The 24,934-nt window shown below is 72.3% G+C and carries 21 protein-coding genes; 10 read left to right on the top strand and 11 right to left on the bottom strand.

Annotation, left to right across the window (positions count from 1 at the left end; all coding sequences use genetic code 11):
- Window positions 1–28: 28 nt before the first annotated feature.
- The 5 genes from Cs7R123_RS33875 to Cs7R123_RS33855 all read left to right on the top strand — a co-directional run bounded on the left by Cs7R123_RS33875 (window position 29) and on the right by Cs7R123_RS33855 (window position 6,855).
- Complete coding sequence (locus tag Cs7R123_RS33875; RefSeq protein WP_212832641.1) at window positions 29–1,579, top strand: AMP-binding protein; 1,551 nt, start codon at window positions 29–31, stop codon at window positions 1,577–1,579.
- Window positions 1,580–1,699: 120 nt separating this feature from the next.
- Window positions 1,700–2,635, top strand: coding sequence for an AEC family transporter (locus tag Cs7R123_RS33870; RefSeq protein WP_212832639.1), 936 nt, complete (start codon window positions 1,700–1,702; stop codon window positions 2,633–2,635).
- A 175-nt stretch (window positions 2,636–2,810) separates the two neighbouring features.
- Entirely contained in the window at window positions 2,811–4,427 is a 1,617-nt protein-coding gene (locus Cs7R123_RS33865; RefSeq protein ID WP_212832637.1) for a hypothetical protein, read from the top strand.
- Between the two features lie 54 nt (window positions 4,428–4,481).
- Window positions 4,482–4,958 (top strand): peroxiredoxin, encoded by a 477-nt coding sequence (locus Cs7R123_RS33860; protein WP_212832635.1) that lies wholly within the window; start codon window positions 4,482–4,484, stop codon window positions 4,956–4,958.
- 133 nt (window positions 4,959–5,091) lie between these two features.
- Window positions 5,092–6,855, top strand: a complete 1,764-nt coding sequence (locus Cs7R123_RS33855; protein WP_212832633.1) for an ABC transporter ATP-binding protein — start codon at window positions 5,092–5,094, stop codon at window positions 6,853–6,855.
- On the opposite strand, the gene Cs7R123_RS33850 is transcribed toward Cs7R123_RS33855, so the two are convergent.
- From Cs7R123_RS33850 to Cs7R123_RS33830, 5 genes are all read right to left on the bottom strand, one after another.
- Window positions 6,852–9,095 (bottom strand): PQQ-dependent sugar dehydrogenase, encoded by a 2,244-nt coding sequence (locus Cs7R123_RS33850; RefSeq protein WP_212832632.1) that lies wholly within the window; start codon window positions 9,093–9,095, stop codon window positions 6,852–6,854. The two genes, Cs7R123_RS33855 and Cs7R123_RS33850, sit on opposite strands and share 4 nt — an antisense overlap.
- A gap of 102 nt (window positions 9,096–9,197) precedes the next feature.
- Window positions 9,198–9,614: a hypothetical protein gene (locus Cs7R123_RS33845; protein ID WP_212832631.1), complete on the bottom strand. Its 417-nt coding sequence runs from the start codon at window positions 9,612–9,614 to the stop codon at window positions 9,198–9,200.
- Window positions 9,615–9,633: 19 nt separating this feature from the next.
- Window positions 9,634–10,980, bottom strand: a complete 1,347-nt coding sequence (locus Cs7R123_RS33840) for an NAD(P)/FAD-dependent oxidoreductase (RefSeq protein WP_212832630.1) — start codon at window positions 10,978–10,980, stop codon at window positions 9,634–9,636.
- Window positions 10,981–11,003: 23 nt separating this feature from the next.
- Window positions 11,004–12,014, bottom strand: coding sequence for a LacI family DNA-binding transcriptional regulator (locus Cs7R123_RS33835; RefSeq protein ID WP_212832629.1), 1,011 nt, complete (start codon window positions 12,012–12,014; stop codon window positions 11,004–11,006).
- 198 nt (window positions 12,015–12,212) lie between these two features.
- Window positions 12,213–12,743, bottom strand: coding sequence for a PaaI family thioesterase (locus Cs7R123_RS33830; RefSeq protein ID WP_212832628.1), 531 nt, complete (start codon window positions 12,741–12,743; stop codon window positions 12,213–12,215).
- Window positions 12,744–12,798: 55 nt separating this feature from the next.
- On the opposite strand from Cs7R123_RS33830, the gene Cs7R123_RS33825 reads away from it, so the two are divergent.
- On the top strand, window positions 12,799–13,272 hold the full coding sequence (locus tag Cs7R123_RS33825; protein ID WP_212832627.1) for a helix-turn-helix domain-containing protein: 474 nt from the start codon (window positions 12,799–12,801) through the stop codon (window positions 13,270–13,272).
- Window positions 13,273–13,440: 168 nt separating this feature from the next.
- Complete coding sequence (locus tag Cs7R123_RS33820; RefSeq protein ID WP_244872316.1) at window positions 13,441–14,244, top strand: ATP-grasp domain-containing protein; 804 nt, start codon at window positions 13,441–13,443, stop codon at window positions 14,242–14,244.
- Between the two features lie 283 nt (window positions 14,245–14,527).
- Here the strand turns inward: Cs7R123_RS33820 and Cs7R123_RS33815 are convergent, their stop codons facing one another.
- Complete coding sequence (locus Cs7R123_RS33815; RefSeq protein WP_212832626.1) at window positions 14,528–15,493, bottom strand: LysR family transcriptional regulator; 966 nt, start codon at window positions 15,491–15,493, stop codon at window positions 14,528–14,530.
- A 125-nt stretch (window positions 15,494–15,618) separates the two neighbouring features.
- On the opposite strand from Cs7R123_RS33815, the gene Cs7R123_RS33810 reads away from it, so the two are divergent.
- Window positions 15,619–17,247, top strand: coding sequence for an MFS transporter (locus Cs7R123_RS33810; RefSeq protein ID WP_212832624.1), 1,629 nt, complete (start codon window positions 15,619–15,621; stop codon window positions 17,245–17,247).
- Here the strand turns inward: Cs7R123_RS33810 and Cs7R123_RS33805 are convergent.
- Window positions 17,208–17,783, bottom strand: coding sequence for a TIGR03086 family metal-binding protein (locus Cs7R123_RS33805; protein ID WP_212832622.1), 576 nt, complete (start codon window positions 17,781–17,783; stop codon window positions 17,208–17,210). The two genes, Cs7R123_RS33810 and Cs7R123_RS33805, sit on opposite strands and share 40 nt — an antisense overlap.
- A 206-nt stretch (window positions 17,784–17,989) precedes the next feature.
- On the opposite strand from Cs7R123_RS33805, the gene Cs7R123_RS33800 reads away from it, so the two are divergent.
- Window positions 17,990–19,243, top strand: coding sequence for an SGNH/GDSL hydrolase family protein (locus Cs7R123_RS33800; protein WP_212832620.1), 1,254 nt, complete (start codon window positions 17,990–17,992; stop codon window positions 19,241–19,243).
- A 291-nt stretch (window positions 19,244–19,534) separates the two neighbouring features.
- Entirely contained in the window at window positions 19,535–20,812 is a 1,278-nt protein-coding gene (locus Cs7R123_RS33795; protein WP_212832618.1) for an acetyl-CoA carboxylase biotin carboxylase subunit family protein, read from the top strand.
- A 3-nt stretch (window positions 20,813–20,815) separates the two neighbouring features.
- Here Cs7R123_RS33795 and Cs7R123_RS33790 read toward each other — a convergent pair whose 3' ends face one another.
- The 4 genes from Cs7R123_RS33790 to polX all read right to left on the bottom strand — a co-directional run bounded on the left by Cs7R123_RS33790 (window position 20,816) and on the right by polX (window position 24,925).
- Window positions 20,816–21,679, bottom strand: coding sequence for a sulfotransferase domain-containing protein (locus tag Cs7R123_RS33790; protein WP_212832616.1), 864 nt, complete (start codon window positions 21,677–21,679; stop codon window positions 20,816–20,818).
- 127 nt (window positions 21,680–21,806) lie between these two features.
- The gene (gene def / locus Cs7R123_RS33785; protein ID WP_212832614.1) at window positions 21,807–22,325 is read right to left on the bottom strand and encodes a peptide deformylase; all 519 of its coding nucleotides are present in this window, start codon (window positions 22,323–22,325) and stop codon (window positions 21,807–21,809) included.
- Window positions 22,322–22,981 carry a DUF3105 domain-containing protein gene (locus tag Cs7R123_RS33780; RefSeq protein ID WP_212832612.1) on the bottom strand — a complete coding sequence of 220 codons (660 nt, stop codon included), beginning with the start codon at window positions 22,979–22,981 and terminating at the stop codon, window positions 22,322–22,324. Before Cs7R123_RS33780 ends, def begins: the two co-directional genes overlap by 4 nt.
- A 213-nt stretch (window positions 22,982–23,194) precedes the next feature.
- Entirely contained in the window at window positions 23,195–24,925 is a 1,731-nt protein-coding gene (polX, locus tag Cs7R123_RS33775) for a DNA polymerase/3'-5' exonuclease PolX (protein ID WP_212832610.1), read from the bottom strand.
- Window positions 24,926–24,934: the final 9 nt, after the last annotated feature.

The raw sequence follows: 24,934 nt of genomic DNA, 5'->3' as shown, positions 1-24,934 counted from the left end.
TCTGTACGCGTACGAGAGTGAGGCGACGATGCCCTTCCGCAGTCCCATGGCCGACGTCGAGATCCCGCAGGTCTCCGTCACCGAGCTCGTCCTGGGCGGCGCCACGGCGCGCGGGGACCATCCCGCGCTGATCGACGGCCGCACCGGACAGACGATGACGTACGCGCAGCTCGCGCACAGCGTCGACCGGCTCGCGGCCGGGCTGGCCGCCGCGGGGCTGCGCCCAGGGCACGTGCTCGCCGTGTTCAGCCCGAACTCGCTGCTCTACCCGGTGGTCTTCCACGCCGCGATCGCCGCCGGGGCCACCGTGACCACGGTCAACGCGCTGGCCACGGTGAAGGACCTGCGGGCCCAGCTCGCCGACTCGGGCTCCGTCATCCTGGTGACGATCTCGGCGTTCCTGGACCGGGCCGCGGCGGCGGCCGACCAGGTGCAGGAGATCCTGGTCTGCGACGGGGCGGACGGATACCGCTCGGTCACCGAGCTGATGGCCACGGCCGACCCGGCGCCGCAGGTGGCGGTGGACCCGGCCGCGACGCTGGCGGTGCTGCCGTACTCCAGCGGCACCACCGGGGTGGCCAAGGGCGTCATGCTCACCCACGACAACCTGGTCGCCAACGTGGTCCAGTCGCAGCAGGTGGTCAAGTACGAACCCGCCGACCGGGTCATGGCCGTGCTGCCGTTCTTCCACATCTACGGCCTGACCGTGCTGATGAACATGGCGCTGTCGGCCGGGGCGACGCTGGTGGTGCTGCCCCGCTTCGACCTGGCCGAGTTCCTGGGCGCGCTCCAGGACCAGAAGGTGACCCGGGCGTTCGTCGCCCCGCCGATCGTGCTGGCGCTGGCCAAGCACCCGATGGTCGCCGAATACGACCTGTCCGCGCTGGAGGTCGTGTTCTCCGGCGCCGCCCCGCTGGACGGGGAGCTGGCGCAGGCGTGCGCGGACCGGCTGGGCTGCGTGGTCAAGCAGGGCTACGGCATGACCGAGCTGTCGCCGGTGTCGCACGCCCAGGTGCAGGGCGACCCCCGGGTCAAGCCGGGCACGGTCGGCCCGCTGATCCCGAACACGCTGGCCCGGGTGGTGGACGTGGCCACCGGCGACGACCTGGGGACGGGCCAGGCGGGCGAGATCTGGATCAAGGGCCCGCAGGTGATGCGCGGCTACCTGGGCCGCCAGTCGGACACCGACGCGACCGTCGACGCCGACGGCTGGCTGCACACCGGCGACGTGGGCCTGGTCGACGCCGAGGGCGACTGGTTCATCGTCGACCGGGTCAAGGAGCTGATCAAGTACAAGGGGTACCAGGTGCCGCCCGCCGAGCTGGAGGCGGTGCTGCTCGGGCACCCGGGCATCGCCGACGCGGCCGTGGTGGCCGGGCGCGACGCCGACGGCGAGGAGATCCCGCACGCGTTCGTGGCCGTGGCCCCCGGCGTGGAGCTGTCGGCGCAGGACGTGCAGGACTTCGTCGCCGAGCGGGTCGCGCCGTACAAGCGGGTGCGGGCGGTGACGTTCGTGCCGGCCATCCCCAAGAGCGCCGCCGGGAAGATCCTGCGCAAGGACCTGCGGGCGCAGCTTTAGAGCGTTACCCGATCGTGCGCGTCCCTCCTCCGCGCGCGAGTTGCCGGGCAATCGGGCGTTTCCGGACCTCCGGTCACCCCGATTGCCCGGCAATACCACGTCGGGGACTAGCGTGAGCTGGTGCTGGCCGCCTTCGCTCCGATCTGGATGATCACCGCGCTGGGGTGGGGGACGATCCGCTTCGGCGTGCTGACCCGGGCCACCCAGCAGGCGCTGGCGGCGTTCACGTTCCTGGTGGCGATCCCGGCGGTGCTGTTCACCACGCTGGCCAAGACGCCGCTGGGCGGGCTGCCGCTACGGCCGCTGGCCGCGTTCGCCCTCAGCACGCTGGCGATCGGGCTGCTGGCGTACATGCTGGCCCGGCGGCTGCTGCCCGGCCGCAACGGCGACCGGGTGATCGCGGCCATGTCGGCGGCGTACGTCAACTCCGGCAACCTGGGCATCCCCGTCGCCGTGTACGTGCTGCGCGACGTCTCCCTGATCACCGCCGTGCTGGTCTTCCAGACCATGCTGGTCACCCCGCTGATCGTGGGCCTGCTCGACGCCGACGCCAACGGCGGCCAGGGGCGGTGGCGGCGGATCGCGCTGCTGCCGCTGCGTACGCCGGTGATCCTGGGCTCGCTGTTCGGCGTGCTGGCCAGCGCGAGCGGCTGGCACCCGCCGGACTGGCTGCTGCACCCGCTGGAGCTGCTGGGCGGCGCGGCGGTCCCGGCGGCGCTGTTCGCCCTGGGCATGTCGCTGCACCGCGACCCGGCGGCGCCGGACGCGGAACCCGTGGCGGGCGCCGGGCGCGGCGCCGGGGTGGGCGTCGCCGTGGTGCTGAAGGTGCTGGCGCAGCCGCTGGCGGCGTACCTGGCGGGCCGGTTCCTGTTCCACCTCGGCCCGGCCGAGCTGGTCGCGGTCACGGTCGTGGCGGGCCTGCCCACCGCGCAGAACACCTTCGTCTACGCCACCGAGTACCGGGCGGGCGCCGACTTCAGCCGGGACGCGATCCTCGTCTCCAGCCTGCTGTCCATGGCCACACTGACCGCGATCCTGTACCTGACCAGCGGCTGAGCCCGGTGAGGGGTTGTTAGCTGTTGCTGACGGAGTGCGCATGACGGTTTATGCATGTATACGAGTGGATGTTATGGTCCGCTCGTGGTGGTCGGGACGTCGGTGTCGTTGGGTGCCTGCTGGTGCGGTCGCGGCTCGACAGGCAGCGGTGGCGGGCAAGCTGTAGCGGCTGGGCATGGCTGATCTGCGTTCGATCGCCGCACCGTTTGTGGCGTCCGGTCCGTCCGGCGTGGCGGTACGGGATCGGCTCAAAGGCCTGACCGGCGAGGACGAGCGGGTGCTGCGGCTGGTGGGCGTACATCTGGGTTCCCTCGCAGGTGGTGACCTTAGGCGGCGGTGTGCTGACGGCCTGTCCCATGACAGCACCCGGTGGGCAGAGCGTAAGCGGGGTCTTACAGCGGTGTCGTCGTCGCGGTGGGCTGGGTCGATCACGAAAGCGACCCACGATCAGTGGGCGCTAGCGCGGCGTGGTCTGGCCGCGCACATTCAGGGTCTGCGGGCGGGTATCGACATGCTCCGCCACCGGCTGGCCCAACCAGTGGGAGCGAAGGGAACCAAACGGACGCCGGGTGGCTACCGTTCGAAGAAGGAGTGGCACGCCAAGTCCCGCCGTTTGGCATGTCTGGTCGACCGGCACGCCGCGGCAGGCGCGGATTGGGACAGCGGCCGGGTCCGGGTGGTCCGCGGTGGCGGCCGGCTGCTCAACACCCGCCAGCACCTGGAGCGGGCGCAGCTGACGCAGGATCAGTGGCGGCAGCGCTGGACGGCCGCGCGTTGGTTCCTGTCCGCCGACGGCGAGTCCGGTAAACGGTTCAGCAACGAAACGATCCGCGTCACCCCCGACGGCCAGCTGTCCATCAAACTGCCGACGCCGCTTGCCCACTTGGCCAACGCGCCGCACGGCCGGTACCAGTTGGCCTGCCGGGTCGCGTTCGCCCACCGCGGCCCCGAGTGGGCCGACCGTGTCGCCGCCGACCGGGCCGTGGCGTACCGCATCAGCTACGACCCGCAGCGCGACCGCTGGTATGTGACCGCGTCCTGGCAGCACCCACCCGCACCCACGATCCCCCTTGCTGCGGCCCTGGTATCGGGGTGTATCGGGGTGGACATGAACGCCGACCACCTGGCCGCCTGGCGCCTCGATGCCCATGGCAACCCCGTCGGCGCACCGCACCGGTTCGGCTACGACCTTTCCGGCAACGCGGAGCACCGCGACGCGCAGGTCCGCCACGCCCTCACCCGACTGCTGCACTGGGCCACCACCTGCGGCGTCACCGCGATCGCCGTTGAGGACCTCGACTTCACCGCCGACACCACCCGGGAGAAGCACGGCCGGCGCAGTCGCTTCCGCAAGCTGATCTCCGGCATGCCTACCGCACGGCTGCGCGCCCGGCTGACCTCCATGGCCGACCAGACCGGCATCACGATCATCGCGGTCGACCCGGCCTACACGTCCAAGTGGGGTGCGCAGCACTGGCAGCAGCCGCTGCACACCCCCGCCTGCAAAACCACCCGTCACGACGCGGCTGCCGTCGTGATCGGTAGACGCGCCCAGGGCCACAAAGCCCGGCGACGGACGCCACCGCCCCGACACGACCGGAGTGATCGTGTTGGGCATCGGAGCGCCCAGGCCGGACCAAGTGCCGCTGGGTGTGAGGGACCCCGCCGCCGCGTTCCCGGACCGCGCACACGATGCCCGTCACCGGACTGCGGACTGAAAGCGGGCGACCAGTGTGCCCAACACCGTTCGGGGCACGCGGCTGAGCATGCACAACTCATGCACAGTCCATAGGAACGGTGACCGTTCAACCATCCGGTTGGTAGGCTTCGGCCGGGAGGTTCGATCATGGCCAAGAACACCGGACCGCAGGCGGGCGACATCGCGCCCGATTTCACGCTCACCTCGAACTCGGGCGAGTCGGTGACGCTCAGCGACTTCCGCGGCAAGCAGACCGTGGTGCTCTACTTCTACCCCAAGGACAACACGCCCGGCTGCACCGCCGAGGCGTGCTCGTTCCGCGACAGCTACGAGGTCTTCAGCGAGGCCGGTGCGCGGGTCATCGGGATAAGCTCCGACTCGGTCGACTCGCACGAGGGCTTCGCCAGCAAGTACAAGCTGCCGTTCCTGCTGCTCTCGGACGCCGGCGGCGAGGTGCGCAAGGCGTACGACGTCCAGGCGTCCCTGTTCGGGCTGCTGCCCGGCCGGGTCACCTACGTGATCGACCGGGAGGGTGTCGTTCGCCACGTCTTCCAGTCGATGAGCAACATCGGCAAGCACGTCAACGGTGCTCTCGAAGTGGTACAGCAGCTCAACGCCGCCTGACCGACCCGTGGTCGACCGGCCGGGTGGTACCGCACACCTCCGGCCGGTCGTTAGGCTCGCGGCGGACTTCGACGGCGAAGGGCTGCGCCCGTGTGTGCCGGCCCTGGGCAGAGCACACGGCAAGGAGCGCGAGATGGCGCTGGCGCAGCATCCCCTCGACCACCGATACCAGGGCGAGCATCCCGTCCGGACCGTCGCCTATCTGCTGCGCGAGGACCGGTGGCGGCTCGGGCTCGGCGTCTTCGCGTTCGCGGTCAAGCACAGCCCGACCTGGCTGCTGCCGCTGGTGACCGCCAACGTCATCGACGTGGTGGTGCAGCACGGCCCGGTGGCGCGGCTGTGGGTCAACGCGCTGCTGCTGCTGGCGATGCTCAGCCTCAACTACCCGTTCCACGTGCTGTTCGTGCGCTGCCACAGCGGGGCGGTGCGCCGGATGGGCACCCGGCTGCGCACCTCGCTGGTGCGCCGCATGCAGGAGCTGTCGATCGGCTACCACTCCCGGGCCAGCGCCGCGGTGCTCCAGTCGAAGGTGATCCGCGACGTCGAGGCCATCGAGCAGATGGTGCAGCAGGCCGGCGACGTCGGCACCGGCGCGACGATGATGCTGCTCGGCGGCCTGATCGTCATCGCGGTGCGGGCTCCCGCGTTCCTGCCGGTCTTCGCGGTGCTGGTGCCGGTCGCGTCGCTGCTGGTGATGAAGCTGCGCTCGCGGATGCGCACCGACAACGAGACGTTCCGGCACGAGGTGGAGCGGCTGTCGTCGCGGGTGGCCGAGATGACCGCGCTGATCCCGATCACCCGGGCGCACGGGCTGGAGCGGGTCGCGGTGCGCCGCGTCGACGGCTCGCTGGACCGGGTGCTGCGCGCCGGGCTGCGGCTGGACCTGCTCAACGGCCGTTTCGGCGCGCTGGCCTGGACCTCGCTCCAGGTGCTGGGCGTGAGCTGCCTGGCCGGGTCGGCGCTGGCGGCGTACTACGGCTGGGTGCCGATCACCGCCGGTGACGTGGTCATGCTGAGCGCCTTCTTCACCACCCTGACCGCGTCGGTGACCACCCTGCTCGCCCTCGGGCCGATCATCATCAAGGGGCTGGAGTCGGTGCGCTCGGTCGGCGAGGTGCTCCAGGCCCCCGACCTGGAGGACAACGCGGGCAAGGCGCAGGTCGGGCAGGTGCGCGGCGCGGTCGAGTTCCAGGACGTGACCTTCCGGTACGACGAGGGGGCCGACGCCGTCACCGACTTCAACCTGAAGGTGGCCCCCGGCGAGAAGATCGCGCTGGTCGGCGCCTCGGGCGCGGGCAAGTCCACGGTGCTCAACCTGGTCATCGGCTTCCTGCGCCCCACCCACGGGCGCATCCTGCTCGACGGGCAGGACATGCAGGACCTCGACCTGCGCAGCTACCGGCAGTTCGTGTCGGTGGTGCCGCAGGAGCCGATCCTGTTCGAGGGCAGCATCCACGAGAACGTCACGTACGGCATGACCGACGTGCCGCTGGAGCAGGTGCGCCGGGCGCTGGCCGACGCGAACGCGCTGGAGTTCGTCGACCAGCTCTCCGACGGGATGAACACCGTCGTCGGCGAGCGCGGCGCCCGGCTGTCGGGCGGCCAGCGGCAGCGGCTGGCGATCGCGCGGGCGCTGATCCGCGACCCGCGCGTGCTCATCCTCGACGAGGCGACCTCGGCGCTGGACACCCGCTCGGAGGCGCTGATCCAGCAGGCGCTGGCCCGGCTGGTCGCGGGGCGGACCGTGTTCACGGTGGCGCACCGGCTGTCGACCATCCGCAACGCCGACCGGATCGTGGTCATGCACGCCGGCCGGATCGAGGAGGTCGGCTCGCACGACGAGCTGCTGGACCGGCGCGGGACGTACGCCCACCTCCAGGCGGGCCAGCTCGCCTAACGGCCGTCCTGCTTCGCGAAGACGGCGGTGAACGTGCGCCCGCCCGCGGGCGCCTTCACCACGTGGGTGGCCCGGCCCTTGTCCGACCAGGAGCGCCAGGCGTACGTGTCGCCGCCGTCGCCCTGCGGGCTGCCCGCCGAGACCGTGGTGCTCGCTCCCTGGATCATCTCCCGGGTGAACGGCGTGCGGCCCGTGTACGACCCGACCGTCAGCTCCAGCCCCGCCGGCTCGGTCCGGAAGTCGAGCTCGACGGCCTTCGGGTCCAGGCGCCGCACCACGGTGCTGCTCAGCCCGTCGGCGTCGGTGGCGGTGAGGGCCAGCTCCAGGTATGACGGGTACTCGTGGTCCGGCCCCTCGATCGTGCCCTCGGCTACCCCGGTGACATCGCTGACGACGTGGGTGTGGCAGCCGCCGCCGTCGGCGCAGTGCTGCAACCGCAGCTGCCAGGTCAGCGCCGAGGCGGGCAGCCTGCCCTGGTCGGGGTCGGTGGCGTGGCCGCCGAAGGTCAGCTTCTCGCCGACGCCCCAGGTCCGCCCGGCCTTCGGCGAGTCGATGACCGCGACCGGGGCCGAACCTCCGGCCCGGATCGACACGGTGTGCTCGTCGTAGGCGCCCAGGGCGTCGGTGACCCGCAGCTTCGCCGCGAACCGGCCCGCCTGCGGGTACGTGTGGCGCACCGACCTGCCGTCGGCGTCCCAGCTCCCGTCGCTGGTGAAGTCCCACCGGTAGGTCAGCCCGGCGGCGTCGAAGGCGTCGGTGTCGCTGGAGGTGCCCGCGTCGAACTCGACGGTCAGCGGCACCGGGCCCGAGGTCGGGCGCGCGGTGAAGTACGCGGTCGGCGCCTCGTTGCCGTCGCGGTGCCGGATGCGGTGCACGCTGCCGGTGCGCGAGGTGAAGTAGACGTCGCCGTCCGGGCCCAGCGCCAGGTCGGTCACCGAGGTGGTGCCGCGCAGCAGCACCTGGATGCCGTCGGTCGAGGGGGTGTCGCCGGGGTCGTCGGCGAGCATCGCCCACACGCAGTCGCGCGGGTAGTCGGCGAACAGCAGCGCACCGCGGTACTCGTCGGGCCAGCTGCCGCCCTTGGCCGGGTAGAACAGCTCGGCCCCGGCCGCGCCCCCGGCGCTGGTGCCGCAGCCGTCGCCCGGGGTGACCGGCGCGGTGTGCGAGTACGCGAAGAACGGCGCCCTGGCGTCGCCGGAGGCGTACAGGGACTCGCAGATCGGCAGGTCGGCGTTGTCGTAGCTGCGCATCCGGTCCGGGCCCTCGTAGCAGGGCCAGCCGAAGTTCGCGAGCTTGTCGGTGGGCTTCTTCAGCCGGTTGATCTCCTCGTAGCCGTTCCAGCCGACATCGGAGATCCACAGCTCGTCGGTGCCGGGCCGGGCGGTGAACCGGAACGGGTTGCGCAGGCCGTACGCGACGATGCGCCGCGCGATCTCGTCGTCGGCGTCGTCGTCGGGGTTGCCCTTGGCACCCTTGCCGGTCTGCGGGTCCAGCCTCAGCACGGTGCCGTGCAGGCCGACCGGGTCGCCGCCGGTGCGCAGGTCCTGGGCGCGCAGCGCGCCGCCCTCGCGGTCGGGGTCGCCGCACGGGTCGGCGGGCTTGCCGAGCTGCCCGTAGTCGACCGCGGTGAAGCTCGCGCCGTCGCCGCCGGAGACGTACAGCTTGCCGTCGCGGCCGAACTTCAGGTCGCCGACGGAGTGGCTGGGGAACTGCTGGCACCAGCCGCTCAGCAGCACCTCCTCCTGGCCCGTCATCACGTCGCCGGAGGCTCTGAGCCGGGACAGGCGCGAGGTCACCAGGCAGGTGCCGTCGTTGGCCTGGCGGCACACGTCATGCCAGTACGGCGCGGTCCTGCCGGGCGGGGCGTCGTAGGTGTAGAGCACGTAGACCCAGGGGTCGTCCGGGAAGTCGGGGGACAGGGCCAGGCCGAGCAGGCCCCGGTCCCACTGGTGGTGCACCTGGGCGCTCAGGTCGGCGAAGACGGTGGGGGTGGGGTCGCTGAGGCTGTCGTACACCTTGACGACGCCGCGCTTCTCGGCCACGAACACGCGGCCGTCCCGGGCGAACTCCAGGTTGGTCGGCTGCGACAGCCCGCTGAGCACGACCTGGTCGACGAACCCGGTCGACTGCGCGGCCAGCGCGGCCGGGGCCGGTGGCTGTGCGGCCGCGGGTGACGTCAGTGCCGCTCCGAACGCGAGGAGCCCGGTGACGGCAGCGGCAAGACGGCGGTGGACCCGCATGGGCGCGCTCTCCTCAGCTGGTGACCGAGGGGCGGTGTGCTCCAGCTTAAGATCAGCGGCCGCGCGGCGGCCGGACCCGGGCCGCGTGTCCGCGTCCCGAGGTCATTGCCGGTCCGGCGGCAGCAGCGCCAGCCCGGCCAGCGGCAGCAGCACCCCGCCCGCCAGGATCGCGAGGCTGGCCAGCAGCGGGCCGTCGCCGAGCGTGCCGTGCCGGGCGGTGTGGAACACCAGGTGCAGCGTGTCGAAGACGAGCACGCCCAGCAGCGCCAGCCGCGCCACGGACCGCCGGTAGCGCACCGCGGGCGCGGCCAGCAGCACCGCCAGGGTCAGGAACGTGGCCCCCAGATCACTGGTCAGGTGCTCGTTGAACGGCGGGTACGCCGCCGTCCAGTGCTGCCCGAACCCGGGGAACACCGCGAAGAAGTGCGCCGGTGAGGCGTACGCCCAGAGGCCCCACCACGCCAGCACCGCCGCACCCGCCGCAAGCCCCGCCCGTGCCCAGCCCACCGGTATCCGCATGCCCCGCAGTCTGCCCGACTCAGTCCAGCCGGTGCACCGCGTCCTCGATGGCCCGGTGGAACGTCGGGTACGCGTAGATCATGTGCCGCAGCATCTCCAGCGGCACCTGGGCGTGCACGGCGACCGTCAGCGCGCCCAGCACCTCGCCGCCGGTCGGCCCGGCCGAGGTCGCGCCGACCAGGATGTCGCGGTCGGCGTCGGCGACCAGCTTGATGAAGCCGTCGTTGCCCGCCTTGTGGATGAAGCCGCGGCTCGACTCCGGCAGCGGGCTCACCGCCGTCTTCACATGGATGCCCTGGTGGCGGGCTTGAGCCTCGGTCAGGCCGACCGCGCCGATCTCCGGGTCGGTGAAGGTGACCCGGGGCAGCGCCTTGTAGTCGGCGGGCGGGCCGGGCTGGCCGAGGATGTCGCGGATGGCGATCGCGGCCTGGTACATCGACATGTGCGTGAACGCCCCGTGCCCGGTCACGTCGCCGACGGCCCAGATCCCGTCGGCGGCCCGCATGTGCCCGTCGACCGGGATGGACCGGCCGGCCGGGTCCAGCCCGACCGTCTCCAGCCCGAGCTGCCCCAGCTGCGAGGTGCGCCCGGTGGCGACCAGCAGCTTCTCCGAGGTGATCGCGGTGCCGTCGGCCAGGTGCACGGTCATGCCGTCGACCCGCACCGCCCGCGCGCCCTTGTGGATGTCGCCGCCGTCGCGCAGCAGCACCTGCTCGACCAGCTTCGACGCCTCCGGTTCCTCCATCGACAGCAGCCGTTCGCCCGACTCGATCACGCAGACGCGTACGCCGAACCGGGCGAACATCTGCGCCAGCTCGACCCCGATCGCGCCGCCGCCGAGCACGGTCAGCGACTTCGGCAGCGTGTCGGCCTCGATCGCCTCCCGGTTGGTCCAGAACGGCGTGTCGCCCAGCCCCGGGATCGGCGGGATCACCGGCGCGGTGCCGGTGGCCACGACCACGCCCCGGCTCGCCCGGTACGCCTTCCCGTCGACCTCGACCTGCCCCGGCCCGGTCAGCCGCCCCGTGCCGCGCAGGAACGTGCCGCCGCGCTTGGTGAACCGGTCGACGGCGACCTGATCGTTCCAGGAGTCGGTGGCCTCGTCGCGGATGCGCAGCGCGACGGGGGCCCAGTCGGGCGCGATCTCGGCGTGCCCGGCCATGCCGTCGATGCGCCGCCCCTCGGCGAGCAGCCCCGACGCGCGGATCATCATCTTGCTGGGGATGCACCCCCAGTACGGGCACTCGCCGCCGACCAGCCGGTTCTCGATGCCGAGCACGCGCAGCCCGGCGTCGGCCAGCCTGCCGCCGACCTCCTCGCCGCCGACGCCCAGCCCGAGCACGATTATGTCGAATTCCTCAGCCATGGTCCACGTATACCCGACTTCGGTTAAGCGGAAGCGCGTACCACGAGTTCGGTGGGCAGGATGGTGGCTGGGGCGGCCTCCTGGCCGGCGATCGCGCGCAGCAGCTGGCGGGCCAGCTCGCGGCCCAGGTCCAGGATCGGCTGCCGTACGGTCGTCAGCGGCGGGTCGCTGTAGCGCGAGAGCTCGAAGTCGTCGAAGCCGACCACGGCCACGTCCTGCGGCACCCGGCGGCCCATCGCCCGCAGCGTGGCCAGGGCGCCGTGCGCCATCAGGTCCGAGGCGGCGAACACCGCGTCCAGCAGCGGGTCGTCCTCCAGCAGCTGGCGCATGGCCAGCTGCCCGGACTCGCGGGTGAAGTCGCCGACGGCGACGATCGAGCGCCGGTCCGACCCGGCCAGCTCGGCCCGGTATCCGGCGAGCCGGTCGATCCCGGCGATCATGTCCTGCGGCCCGGCGATGGTGGCGATGCGGGTGCGCCCGGAGTCGAGCAGGTGCCGCACCGCGGCCCGTACGCCGCCGACGTGGTCGACGTCCACATAGGGCACCGGGGAGCGCCCCAAGGGCCGGCCGGTGACCACGACCGGGATGCCCAGGCGGGCGAGCTGCCCCGGCAGCGGGTCGGCGCCGTGTGTGGAGGCGAACAGCACCCCGTCGACGTGGCGGGCGGTGGTGTAGCGCTCGACCCGCTCGTACCCGGCGACGGTGTTGGTCATCATCAGCACGAGCTGCTTGTCGGCGGCGTCGAGCTCCTGGCTGACCCCGTGGATGATGCTCGGGAAGAACGGGTCGTCGGAGAAGACCCGGCCCGCGCTCTCCGGCAGCACCAGCGCCACCGAGTCGGTGCGCTGGGTGACCAGGCTGCGGGCGGCGGGGTTCGGGATGTAGCCGAGCTCGTCGACGGCCCGCTGCACGGCGGCGCGGATCGGTTCGGCGACCTTGGGGGAGCCGTTGACCACGCGCGACACCGTCGCCCGCGACACGCCGGCCACCCGGGCCACGGCTTCCAGGGTGGGGCGCTCGCGTGTGGGTTGCATGCCGCTTCCTTCGCCTGTCGGGTGCCCGCCGCCGTCGACCATACCGGGCACAGGGGCCCGACCGACGCTAGCGGTGAGAGCGCTTTCAATCCGAGAGCGCCCGGCACGGCCGGATAACACGACGATAATCGGCAGTTAACATCGTGCACAAGCGATAGAGGCGGTCATGCGAGAGCGCTCTCTGCCATGATCGCGCGATCAGGCCCCCGCCGGCAGATCGAAGATCAGGCACGTCGAGGTGGCGTGCGCGAGCAGGCGGCCCCGCTCGTCGGTCAGCTGGGCCTGCGCCAGCGCGGTCCGTCGCCCGCGCGAGATCACCGTGCCCTCGCAGCGCAGCATCCCGGACTCGACCGTGGCGGGCCGCAGGAACTTGCTGTTGAGGTCCAGCGAGGTGTAGCCGGTGCGCGCGGGCAGCGTGGTGTGCACCGCGCAGGCCGCCGCCGTGTCCAGCAGCGTGGACAGGATGCCGCCGTGCACGCTGCCCAGCGGGTTGTAGTGGAACTCCTGCGCCCGCATGGTCACCACGATCCGCCCCTCCTCGGCCTCGATCCCTTCCATGCCGAGCAGGTGCATCACCGGCGGGGCGGGCACCTCGCCGCGGCCCATCGCCTGCAGCAGCTCCAGGCCGCTGCGCCCGTCCAGCGCGGGCAGGCCGACCGCCGGGTCCTCCCAGGTGAAGGTGCGGCTGCGGGTGGTGCCGGCGGCGGACGGGTACTGGGTCTGCGTCATGGTCTGAGCCTCGCCCGGACTGGCTGAGTCTGTCAACAAGACTTAGCCTGGTGGGGTGAGACCTTCCGCACTCGACTGGTCGACGGAGAACTGCACCGTCGGCCGGGCCCTGGCCGTGCTCGGCGAACGCTGGACCCTGGTGGTGCTCCGCGAGGTCTTCAACGGGGTGCGGCGGTTCGACGACATGCGCGCGCACACCGACATCCCGCGCCAGGTGCTGGCCGACCGGCTGGCCCGGCTCGTCGGCGAGGGCATCCTGCGGCGGGTGCCCTACCGCGAGCCCGGCGAGCGCGAACGCCACGAGTACCGGCTCACCGAGAAGGGGTTCGACCTCTACCCGGTGCTGGTCGCGGTGCGCGAGTGGGGCGACCGGTACCTCGCCGACCCCGCCGGCCCGCCGGTCGAGATGGTCCACCGCGACTGCGGCGCGCTGGTCCACACGTCCCTGACCTGCGCCGACGGCCACCCGCTGGACTCACCCCGCCGGATCGCCACCCGCCCCGGCCCCGGCGCCATCCCCCGCGCCTGACGCGCTGTGCGCGGCGTCGCTCGTGCAGCGGCGTCGTTGGGTGCAGTTTCGGGGAAAGTGCTGGAATCTTGGCCGCCGTTCGCGCACTTTCCCCGAAACTGCACCGATGACGCCGCCCGATGGAAAGCGGGCGGCGCGGGGTGGGGGCGGCGTGGCAGCATGCTGGGCGTGACGGGGGTACTGGTGCTGGCGCCTCGGGTGACCGAGAGCGGCCTGGCGTACGCGGATGCCGCACGGCGGCGGGGGATGAGAGTCGAGACACTGCGCGAGTGGCGTGTCCCGGCGGAACTGGCGCAGGCGGAGGGGACGCACCTCTACGCGGGGCCGCTGTTCGCCGACGCGGTCGGCGCCGAACTCGGGCTCGGGCTGCTCGAACCCGACCAGGACTGGCTGGCCCGGCTGCCGCGCGAGGTGACCCGCCGCGGCATCGTCTTCACCACGCTCGCCCACGCCCGCGGGCTGCGGCGCGCGGCGTTCGTGAAGCCGCCGGACGACAAGAGCTTCCCCGCCAAGGTGTATCGCGACGGCACCGCCCTGCCCGGCCCCGACGTCGCCGACGGCGACAGCCCGGTGCTGGTCAGCGACGTCGTGCTGTTCCTGGCCGAGTTCCGCCTGTTCGTGCTCGACGGCACCGTGGTGGCGGCCACCCGGTACGCGGTCGCGGGCGAGGTGGACGCCGCGGCCGACGACCCGCGCTGCGCCGAGGCGATCGAGTTCGCGGCGGCGCTGTTCACGCCCGGGATGCCCGCGCTGCCCAGCGCGGTGGTGGTCGACGTCGGGCTGCTCGCCGACCCGGAGACCGGCCGTCCGGAGTGGGCGGTGATCGAGGCCAACGCGGCCTGGGCGAGCGGTCACTACGCCGCCGACCCCGACCGCGCGCTGGAGACGGTGCTGCGCTCGGGCGGCCCCCGGGCGCTGGTCCGGGCCGAGGACGAGCGCTACCTGCGCGGCCTGCCCGAAGTGGTCCGCTGACAGGGTCTGTGGCGGGGTGGACGGCCGACGGCCGACCACCCCTTCCCCATGCTCCCTCCGAACCGGCCTGGATCATGTGCCGGTCCACCCCGAGGGACGCTGCGCCGTACGTGGAGCGGCACGCGGTGCGGCACGGCAGAGGGGTCGCCGCCGCACCCGCGTCCCGCTACCGGACGGGTCACCACGGATGGCAGAGGTGACATCGGGAACGCTAACCGGGCCGCATTCGCCTCCGGCAGCTGTCGACGGGGTCCTACCGTCGCGATAGGACCCGGTGCGCGGGTCAGCGGTCGGGGGTGGGCTGGCTGGTGAGCCAGGCCTGGTAGCGGGGGCTGAGCAGGATCGCGTCGTCGTACGCCTCGGTGGCGTACCGGATGAGCTTGGCCGCGACCTGGGCGGCCGGGGCATCGGGATGCCAGCCGATCAGGTGCCGCCAGCGCAGCGGCGTGCCCGCCAGCGGCACCGCGCGCACCCCGGCGACCTCGCGGAACGTGGGCTGGCACAGGGCGACCACGTCACCGCCGCGGACCAGGTCGGTGACGCCGCCGACGTCGTTCTCGTGGATCGGGCTGGGCGTGAACCCGGCCCGGGTGCAGGCGGCGGCGAAGCAGTCGGCCAGGCAGCCGTCGCCGGGCGTGGCCGCCCACCGTGCCCCGGCCAGGTCGGCCAGCGCGACCTCGGTGGCGCCGGCGTACGGGTGGTCGCCGGGCAGCAGCACGAACACGGGCGCGACGGCGACGGTGTGCCAGGCCAGGCGGTTGTCGGGCGGCTGGGCCTCGCCGCAGGTGCCGATGAGCGCGAAGTCGAGCCGGCCGTCCCCGAGCATGCCCGCGAGCTCCGCCGCCGACCAGGACGGGTGCGTGTTGAGCTGCGCCTGCGGCTGGGCCGCGACCAGGCGCCGGACGACGCCGCCGATCAGCGGCCCGTTGACGGCGCCGATGCGGTAGCTGCCGAGCCCGTCGGCGGCCGGGACGCCCACCGCCCCGGCGAACTGCGCGGCCTCGTCCTGCAGCCCCTGCATCGCGGGCAGCAGCACCCGGGCGCGGGCCAGCACCAGTTCGCCCAGCGGGGTCGGGTGGGCGCCCCGGCGGTCGCGGACGAACAGCTGGCCGCCGAGCGCGCGCTCGATGCGCTGCAACTGGGTGGTCAGCGCGGGCGCGGCCAGGCCCAGCGACGCGGCAGCCTTGGTGACGCTGCCCGCGTCGGCTATCGCGCACACGACCCGCAGGTGCCGCAGCTCCAACCTCACCCGGTGATGCTAAGGCGACGAGCGTTGTCGCAAAAGCGTCGGCGATCGGCCGGAACGCACGATGGATCGTGATCGAACCGGTCGGTAGGGTGGCGCTGCGACCGGGCGACGAGGCGGAGGTGGCCATGGGGCGTAAAGCCGCACTCTTCGGCCTGCTGGGCGCCGAGCTGGTCTCCTCGATCGGCTCCCGGATGTCCTTCCTGGCCATTCCGTGGCTCGTGCTGGTGACCACGAACGATCCGACCCTCGTCGGCGTCGTCGCGTTCGCCGAGGCGGTGCCGTACATCCTGGCCGGGATCTTCGGCACCCCGCTGGCGGACCGCTACGGCGTGCGCCAGGTGTCGATCCTGGTGGATCTGGGCAGCGCGCTGACCGTGGGCGGTATCGCGGCGTTCGGCGGCAGCAACTTCGCGGTGCTGGTCACGCTGATCGCGGTCACCGGGGCGCTGCGCGGGGTGGGCGACAAGTCCAAGCGGGTGCTGCTGCCGCCGGTGGTGGAGGCGTCGGGCACGCCGATGGCGCGGGTCACCGCGGTGTTCGCCGCGCTGAGCCGGGTCGCGATGCTGATCGGCGCGGCCGTGGCGGGCGTGCTCATCGCCTGGCTGGGCCCGGTCGGGGCGATCTGGGCCGACGCGGCCACGTTCGCCGCCTGCGCCGGGGTGGTCACGGTGCTGGTGCGGCTGACCGCCGAGCAGAACAAGCCCGCGGCGGAGAAGGAGTCGTACTTCGCGAGCCTGCGCGCCGGGTGGGAGTTCGTCCGGCAGGAGCGCCTGGTGCGCAGCCTGGTCGGGATGATGTTCGTGACCAACCTGTTCAACCAGGCCAGCTCGGTGGTGTTCGTGCCGATGTGGGTGCGCGAGCACCTGGACTCGCCGGTGGCGCTGGGCTGGATCGGCGGGGCGTTCGCGCTGGGCGCGATCGCGGGCGGGGCGATGTTCGCGGCGCTGGTGACCCGGCTGCCCCGGTACGCGACGCTGGTGCTCGGCTACTTCATCGGCGGCTCGCCGCGGTTCCTGGTGCTGGCGCTCAGCGACGACCTGCGCGTGGCGCTGGTGGTGACGTTCGTGGCGGGCGTGGCCATGAGCTCGATCAACCCGACGTACGGCCTGCTGATGTTCGAGCGGGTGCCGCGCGGGATGCAGGCGCGCGTGTTCGGGCTGACCGGCGCGATCACGTTCGGCGGCATCCCGCTGGGCGGGGCGGTGGGCGCCTGGGCGGTGGAGACGTTCGGGCTGCGCGGCGGCCTGCTGCTGGGCACGGCGGCGTACTTCACCGCGACGCTGACCCCGATCGTCGGCTGGCGGCTGTGGCGCGGGCTGAACGACCTGCCCGCCACCCGCCCCGGCACCGAGCTGCCGCCGCCCCCGCTGTGGCAGGAGTACGCGGTGGAGATCGGCCGCCGGATCGGGCTGACCGACACCGGCCCGGCGGTGCCGGTGTCGGTGACGCTGGCCTACGCCGGGGGCGGCTGGACGGTGACGGCCCGGCGCGGCATGCGCAAGCTGGCCCCGCCGTATCCGATCACCCCGGCGGAGGCGCTCAAGCACGTGTCGGCACTGGACGTGCCCGCGGTGAGCGAGGCGGTGGAGCAGGTGCACCAGGCCGAGCGCGACGCCGTGGCGCGGCGCGCGGCCCTGGTGCGGGCCAACCTCACCGCGCTCGAACACACGATGGCGGATCTGGACGAGGCGACCGGGCCGGTGCCCGGCCCGCGTCAGCTGCCGCCGGGCCAGTCGGGGCGCCTGCCCAGGTAGGCGACGAGCTGGTCGCCGACGGGGGCGTCGGCGTCGGGCTCGACCATCAGCCCGAACGCCTTGCTGGGCCGGGTGGTGGGCCAGCGCCGGGCGACCGTCATGGCGGACGCGGCCAGCTCGGGGTCGAGGGTGCCGGGGGCGCCGACGGCGCGGGCGACGTCCCAGCCGTGCACGAGGAAGTCGACGAAGTGCATGCCGAGCACGGTGGCGGCGGTGAAGGTGCCGTAGCCGTACACCTCGATCTTGCGTTCGAGCAGGGTGCGCGAGCCGAACGCCTTGGTGACCTGGGCCACCGACTCCGTGTAGGCCCGGCGGGGGTCGGCGGGCGGGGTCAGGTCGTCCCAGACCTCGGCGCCGACCGGCCTGCCCGCGGCCGCCGCGGCGAAGCCGCGGTTGTGGCCGATCATGTGTCCGAGCAGCTCTCCCAGGGTCCAGTCCCCGCACGGGGTGGGCCGGCTGAGGTCAGCCCGCTTCACCCGGGCGATGGCGGCACCGGCTGCGGCCAGGGCGCGCCGATCCAGGTCACGAAGGTCCATGTATCGCACCTTATTCCGGCGTTCCGCTCCCGCACACCCCTGGCAGCCATTTCTTTCATGTATGTGTGAGCACATAGGACGGTCCAATAAGCTGACTGATCAGATGTTGACTGATGCAAACGCCTCTACGTACGTTGATTCGCCATGCTCTCTGGGCCAATCACGACGGGCGCGCCGGTGCGACGGGGCGCCCAAGGAGGTAACAAGTGAGACACCCCTCCCCGCGGCGGGCGCTGGTCGCCGCCGCCTCGCTGGCCGCCACCCTGTTCCTGCTGGCCGGCCCGGGTGGCGAAGCGACCGCCAAGCCGAAGGGCGAATGGGTCGGGACCTGGGCGGCGGCACCGACCGCGGCCGGCGGCGGCCAGTCCGGTGCGGGCTTCACCGACCAGACCATCCGCATGATCGTGCACACCTCGGTCGGCGGCGACGCGATCCGGATCCGCCTGTCGAACACCTTCGGCACCGCGCCCCTGACCGTCGGCCACGCCACCCTGGCCCGTCCCGACGCGAGCACCGCCACCCTCACCGACATCCTGCCCGCCTCGCTGAACGAGCTGACGTTCAACGGCGACGCCGCGGTGACCGTCCCCAAGGGCGGCCAGGTGCTCAGCGACCCGCTGACGCTGCCGGTCGCCGAGCTGTCGGACCTGGTGGTCAGCATCTACCTGCCGGTCGCCACCGGCCCGGCCACGTTCCACCTGACCGCGCGCCAGTCCACCTGGTTCGGCAGCGGTGACACCGCCGCCGAGGCGACCGGGGCGACGCTGACCCTCACCCGCAACTCGTGGTTCTACCTCAGCGGCGTGGACGTGCTCAGCCGCAAGGCCTCGGGTTCGGTGGTGGTCATCGGCGACTCGATCACCGACGGCACCCAGTCGACGCTGAACGGCAACGCCCGCTGGACCGACCGGCTGGCCGCCCGCACCCTCGCGCAGCACTCGTCGCACAGCGAGTGGGGCGTGCTCAACGAGGGTCTGGCCGGCAACACCCTGGTCCACGACGGCGCCGAGATCGGCTTCCCGGAGCTCGGCCTCAACGCGCTGGCCCGGGTGCAGCGCGACGTGCTGAGCCAGACCGGCGCGCAGACCGCGGTGGTGCTGCTGGGCGTCAACGACCTGCAGATCCACAACGAGTCGTCCGACCGCATCCTGGACGGCCTGCGCCAGCTCACCACGCAGATCGGCGAGACCGGCATCGACGTGGTCGTCTGCACGATCATGCCGTTCGAGGGCTACCCGTCGTGGACGCCGGAGAAGGAGGCCAACCGGCAGGCGGTCAACGCGTGGCTGCGGGCGCACGCGAACGACTACGCCGGTCTGATCGACTTCGACGCGCTGCTGCGCGACCCGGCCGCTCCGTCGAAGCTGCGGGCCGAGTGGGACAGCGGTGACCACATCCACCCCAACGACACCGGTTACCAGGCAATGGCCGACTTCGTACCGCTGTGGATGCTTTCCTGAGCAAGGAATGATATCGAAACATGCAATCGCTTGACACTCCGAGAGTGCGCACGTGAGGCTATGTCTACGGTCCCACCTGATGGAAGGAGTTCGTCATGGAGGTTGCGCAGCGTGAGGTCGCCCGTGAGGTGGCCCGAGAGGTCGCCCGCGAGGTCGCTCGTGAGGTCGCGCGTGAGGTTGCTCGCTGAGCTGGGCGTGCGCCCTTAGAGCTTGACCGGGTGAGCCCCGCCGTGGATTCCACGGCGGGGCTCACCGCTATCCGGACATCAATCGAATAAGAGGAGTGCATCGATGCAGACCGACGACCGGCCCCTTCTGCTCGTGGTACGCAGCGGCAACAAGGAGCTCCGGGAGTACCTGCTGCGCTCCTTGACGCGGGAATACCGCGTGCACATGTTCGTCACCGGCCAGGCCACCTGGGAGCACGAGTACGTCCAGGGCGTGACCGAGTTCGGCCCCATGTTCGACGTGGCGCCCCTGGTCGAGGCCGCCCGCGAGATCATCGCGCGCGAGCCCGTGGCGGGCGTGATGACCTGGGACGAGGCGCGCACCCCGCAGGCTGCCGAGCTGGCCCGCGAGCTCGGGCTGATCGGCGACCCGGCCGCGATCGCCCGCTGCCGGGACAAGCACCAGACGCGGCTCGCGCTCGCGGCCGCCGGCGTGGCCCAGCCCCAGTCGCAGCCGGTGGCCAGCCTGGCCGAGGCGGCGGAGGTCGCGGCACGGTTCGGGTATCCGGTGATCCTCAAGCCGAGCGAGCTGGCGCTCAGCGCCGGCGTGATCAAGGTGGAGCGCCCCGAGGACCTGCCCGCCGCGTACGAGTTCACCAACGGCCAGCGCCACGGCGCCCTGCCCGACTGGCGCCCGGTGGTGCTGCTGGAGGAGTACGTCGACGGCGAGGAGATCAGCGTCGACGCGGTGTCACACCGGGGCGAGCTGACGCCGCTGTGCCTGGCCCGCAAGGAGATCGGCTACCCGCCGTACTGCATCGAGGTGGGGCACTACGTGCACGGCGACGACCCGCTGCTGCACGACCCGGAGATCCTCGACCTGCTGCGCGGGGCGCACGCGGCGCTGGGCTTCACCGACGGGGTGACCCATACCGAGATCAAGCTTTCCTCGCGCGGGCCGCGCATCATCGAGGTCAACGGGCGGCTGGGCGGGGACATGATCCCGTACCTGGGCCTGCGGGCCACCGGAGTCGACGTGGGGCTGGCGGCCGCCGCGGCGGCGACCGGCCGTGCGCCGGAGACCGCCCCCGACCGCAAGCTGGTCGCGGCGGTGCGCTTCTTCTACCCCGAGCAGGACGGCACCCGGATCGAGTCGATCGGGTTCGACCGGGCCGGGCTGCCGGCCGCCGTCGACCTGACCGGGCTGCTCGCCGCGCCCGGCGACGTGCGCTCGGCGCCCCCGGCCGGCACGGTCAACGGCCGGGTCGCGTTCGCCACGGCGGTGGGGCAGACCGCGCAGGAGTGCCGCGACGCCCTCGACGCCGCGGCGGCCGCCCTGCGTGTCAACGGGGCAGCCGCCCAGCATGTCAACGGGGCAGCCGCCCAGCGGGTCGACCGCTGAGGTTCACCACTCGTAGCCGAGGCGCTCGACCAGGTCGCCGTAGCGCTTGCGGAACGCGGCGAGGTGGTCGTCGTTGAGGTGGTTGCGCCAGTCGCCGGCCACCCCGCGGCGGTAGTGGCTGTGCACGTCCTCCTGGCCGCGCTCGCGCCCCTTGGCCAGCTTGGCGAAGGAGAAGCGCGCGTTGGTGTCGGCCACATACGCTCCGGGCAGGCGCTGGAGCGGGATGCGGGGCAGGACCGTCCGGGGGTACGACATCAGCTTCGGCGCGCCGCGCCGGGCGGCGAGATTCCACCGCACCGCCGCCATCCGGGCCTTCTCCTCGCCGGAGCCGTCCGGGGTGAGCAGTTCCAGGTGGCCGAGGATGTTGGACCACATCTTCACCGGGTCGGAGGTGATGTCCTCCATCCGGGTCTCCAGCACGCCGGGGCGCTGGTAGTTCCAGCCCGCCATCGGGTCCAGGAACATCGAGCTGAACTCGATCTCGGCGAGCATGCCGCCGGCCTGGTCGAGCGTGCGCAGGTTGCGCCGGTGCTCGACCAGCTCCGGCCACGGGATGCCGCCGACCACCTCGGGGTGGCTGTTGAGGTGGCTGAAGTAGCCGGACACGACGATGTCGCGCGGGTCGCGGATCAGGTGGAACGCCCGCATCTCGGGCAGCGTGTCCACCCACTCCGGCATCGCGTTCGTCATGATCAGGATGTCGGGCTTCGTGGCGCGGACGTAGTCGCCGACGCTGGGGTACGGCGCCCACTGCTCCGGCACGTGGATCGTCACGATGTCGAGGTTCAGCGCGAACGCCGCCTCGTGCAGGATGGTCCGCGCCCAGGTGGACGCGGACTTGTGGCGGGCGAAATACGCACGCAGCAAGGCAGGCTCCGCTTCGGTTCCGAATGATGTGAATCGTCTGCCGCAGGGCCCCCTGAACCTGCGTTAACAAGAAATACATCTATTCAGGTTGGCGGAAAACTGTCAAGGATAGATCATCGACAGGTGGTCAGGAATGGGGCAGACCGGCCGCGGCCAGCATCTTCTCGCGTTCTTTAGTGGGCAATCTGTCCACATAGACTGTTCCGTCGAGATGGTCGCATTCGTGTTGAAGGCAGCGGGCGATCAATCCGGCCCCCTCGATGCGCACCGGCTCGCCGTGCATGTCGAATCCGGTGACCACCGCAGTGCCGGCCCGGGACAGTTCGGCGCGCTGGCCGGGCACCGACAGGCAGCCCTCGGCCCGGAGCAGCAGCGCGTGCGGCGGCTCGGGCAGCTCCAGCACCGGGTTGACCACGTGCGCCACCAGGTTGGCGCCGCCCTCGCTGTCGGGGCAGTCCATCACGAACACGCGCGCGTCGACGCCGATCTGGTTGGCGGCCAGGCCCACGCCGTTGGCGGCGTACATGCTGGCGAACATGTCGGCGATCAGCGCGTGCAGTTCGGGGCCGAACCCGGTCACCAGGGCGGTGGGCCGGTGGAGCACGGGGGTGCCGTACAGGGTGATGTCGCGGGCCGCGCCGCTCACTTGAGCGGTCCCGTCTCGGTGGTGCCGCCCGCGCACGGGGCGCCCGGCTCGGGACCGGCGTTGATGCGCGCCGCGGTGACGAACGCGTCGATGCGCGGGTCGTCGACCGAGTCGACCTTGAGCTGGTAGCCCCAGGCCTGCACCGACACCGCCGCGTCCAGGCCCGGGTATGGGCTCATCAGCATGTAGTCGTGCCCGGCGACCCGGTCCGACAGCTTCTTCACCTGCGCCGCGTCCAGGTCCGGCCGGTAGGCGATCCACACCGCGCCGTGCTCCAGGCTGTGCACCGCCCGCGCGTTCGGCAGCGGCGCCGAGTAGACCGTGCCCTGGCAGTTCTGCCACACGTCGGCGTGGTCACCGCCCACCGGCGGCGACTGCGGGTAGGTGGCGGCGTCCTCGGCCACGTGCTTGCGCGACAGCGCGCCCGGCGTGTACGCCTGCACCCCGCTGATCCCGGCGAGCTGCTCCTGCCACGGCACCGCCGGGTCACCGCCGCCCGGGGTGCCGGTGGCGGAGGCGCCGTGCTCGGCCTTGTCCCGCAGGGCCACGAAGCCGATCACGCCGGCGACCCCGCACAGGCACAGCAGCAGCACCAGCGCGCCGACCACGTAGGCCCACACCGGCACCGGCGACTTGCGGGGCGCGTTCTCCACCATGATCAGCCCACCCTGAACTCGGCTCACATCGACACGCCGATCCTATCCAGCCCCGCGCCGCCGATGCCCCGCCCCGGCCACCCGCTTTCCACAGACGTTGGCCTATCTCATCGAGTTCGATCTCGAATCAGTCGACGTAATAGGCCAGCGTCTATGAAAATCGGGGCGGCCGGGGCGGCCGGGGTGGGCGATGTTGGGGTGCCGGGGGGTGGATCAGGCTAGTTTGCGGCGTTTGTCGGCGATGAACTTGCGCAGGCGGGTCAGGGGCCAGGTGTTGATGACGTCGGCGGGGGTGAGCCAGCCGCGCTGGGCGATGCCGATGCCGAAGCGCAGGTTGGCCAGGTGCACGGTGGAGTGGGCGTCGGAGTCGACGGCGAACTTCACGCCCTTGGCGCGGGCCCGCCAGATCAGCTCGTCGTCCAGGTCCAGCCGGTCCGGGAACGAGTTGACCTCCATTGCGGTGCCGGTGTCGGCCGCGGCGTCGAAGACGGCGTCCCAGTCCGGCTCGATCGCGGGGCGGCGGCCGATCTGGCGGGTGGTCGGGTGGCCGATGATGTTGACGTACGGGTTCCGGCACGCCGCCACGAACCGCGCCGTCAGCTCCGCCGGGGTCTGCGTGAAGTGCGAGTGCACCGAGGCGACGCAGACGTCGAACCCGGCCAGGAAGTCGGCGTCCCAGTCCACCGCCCCGTCCGGGTCGATGTTCAGCTCCGTGCCGTGCAGCAGCGCCATCCGGCCCTGGTCGCCGAGTTCGCGCAGCTTGCGGCGCTGGGCCAGCATCTTGGCGTCGGTCATCCGCTGCATCGGCATGTTCTTGGCGTGGTCGGTGACCGCGTAGTAGCGGTAGCCGCGCTCGCGGGCCGTCGCCAGCATCTGCGCCAGCGTCGACACGCCGTCGGTGAGGTCGGTGTGGGTGTGCAGGTCGCCCTTGATGTCGGCCTCGGTGACCAGCTCCGGCAGCGTGCCCGCGCGGGCGGCGGCCACCTCGCCCCGGTCCTCGCGCAGCGTCGGCGGGATCCAGGGCAGGCCGAGCTGCTGGTAGACCTCCTCCTCGGTCCGCGACACGATCAGCGTGTCGTCCTCGGCGCGGAACAGGCCGTACTCGGAGAGTTTGAAGCCCTTGCGGACGGCCAGCTCGCGGACCCGGATGTTGTGCGCCTTGGAACCGGTGAAGTACTGGAGCGCCGCGCCCCACGAGTCCGGCGGCACCACCCGCAGATCCACCTGGAGGCCGCCCGCGGTGCGGATCGAGGTCTTCGTCGGGCCGCTCGCGATCACCTCGCCGACCAGCGGCAGCTGCGCGAACGCCGCCATCAGCGGGGCGCTGCCGACCGCCGCGGCCAGGATGTCGACGTCGCCGATGCTGTCGCGGTGCCGCCGCAGCGAACCCGCGTACGTGCAGTCCACGCAGCCGGGCACCTCGCGCAGGGCCGCCACCACCTGCTCGGCGGTCTCCAGCGCGGTCGAGATCAGCACCCGCCCCGCGCCCCGGCGCAGCACGTCGACGCCGTGGCGGATGTTCTCGGCCGTCTTGGCGCCGAAGCCGCGCAGGCCGGACAGCCGCCCGGCGTCGATGGCGTGCAGCAGCTCGTCCACCGAGTCCACGCCCAGCTCCCGGTGCAGCGCCATCGCCTTGGCGGGGCCGAGGCCCGGGATGTCCATCAGCTCGCGTACGCCCGCGGGGACCTTCGCGCGCAGCTCCTCCAGGGCGGTGATGCGGCCGTCGGCGCGATACTCGATGATCTTGTCGGCGATGGACTTCCCCACGCCGGGGATCTGCGCCAGCCCCTTGGCGTCGAGGGTGGACAGGTCGGCGCCGTGCCCGGCGACGCCGCGCGCCGCCTTCTCGTACGTCCGGGCCCGGAACGCGTCCCCGCCGGTGATCGAGATCAGGTCCGCGTACTCCTGTAGCAGCGACGCGACCACCTCGTTGGACCGGGCCATGCCGCCCAG

It is taken from the genome of Catellatospora sp. TT07R-123, assembly GCF_018327705.1.
Classification (GTDB): domain Bacteria; phylum Actinomycetota; class Actinomycetes; order Mycobacteriales; family Micromonosporaceae; genus Catellatospora.
Note: the sequence above shows the minus strand (reverse complement) of the source record. Positions and strands in the feature narration are given on the sequence as shown.

Excerpts from the sequence above, each read along its gene's own strand:
- Cs7R123_RS33875 (WP_212832641.1), top strand. The coding sequence starts at position 29 with ATGCCCTTCCGCAGTCCCATGGCCGACGTCGAGATCCCGCAGGTCTCC.
- Cs7R123_RS33865 (WP_212832637.1), top strand. The coding sequence starts at position 2,811 with ATGGCTGATCTGCGTTCGATCGCCGCACCGTTTGTGGCGTCCGGTCCG.
- Cs7R123_RS33860 (WP_212832635.1), top strand. The coding sequence starts at position 4,482 with ATGGCCAAGAACACCGGACCGCAGGCGGGCGACATCGCGCCCGATTTC.
- Cs7R123_RS33855 (WP_212832633.1), top strand. The coding sequence starts at position 5,092 with ATGGCGCTGGCGCAGCATCCCCTCGACCACCGATACCAGGGCGAGCAT.
- Cs7R123_RS33850 (WP_212832632.1), bottom strand. The coding sequence starts at position 9,095 with ATGCGGGTCCACCGCCGTCTTGCCGCTGCCGTCACCGGGCTCCTCGCG.
- Cs7R123_RS33845 (WP_212832631.1), bottom strand. The coding sequence starts at position 9,614 with ATGCGGATACCGGTGGGCTGGGCACGGGCGGGGCTTGCGGCGGGTGCG.
- Cs7R123_RS33840 (WP_212832630.1), bottom strand. The coding sequence starts at position 10,980 with ATGGCTGAGGAATTCGACATAATCGTGCTCGGGCTGGGCGTCGGCGGC.
- Cs7R123_RS33835 (WP_212832629.1), bottom strand. The coding sequence starts at position 12,014 with ATGCAACCCACACGCGAGCGCCCCACCCTGGAAGCCGTGGCCCGGGTG.
- Cs7R123_RS33830 (WP_212832628.1), bottom strand. The coding sequence starts at position 12,743 with ATGACGCAGACCCAGTACCCGTCCGCCGCCGGCACCACCCGCAGCCGC.
- Cs7R123_RS33810 (WP_212832624.1), top strand. The coding sequence starts at position 15,619 with ATGGGGCGTAAAGCCGCACTCTTCGGCCTGCTGGGCGCCGAGCTGGTC.
- Cs7R123_RS33805 (WP_212832622.1), bottom strand. The coding sequence starts at position 17,783 with ATGGACCTTCGTGACCTGGATCGGCGCGCCCTGGCCGCAGCCGGTGCC.
- Cs7R123_RS33795 (WP_212832618.1), top strand. The coding sequence starts at position 19,535 with ATGCAGACCGACGACCGGCCCCTTCTGCTCGTGGTACGCAGCGGCAAC.
- Cs7R123_RS33780 (WP_212832612.1), bottom strand. The coding sequence starts at position 22,981 with ATGGTGGAGAACGCGCCCCGCAAGTCGCCGGTGCCGGTGTGGGCCTAC.
- polX (WP_212832610.1), bottom strand. The coding sequence starts at position 24,925 with ATGGCCCGGTCCAACGAGGTGGTCGCGTCGCTGCTACAGGAGTACGCG.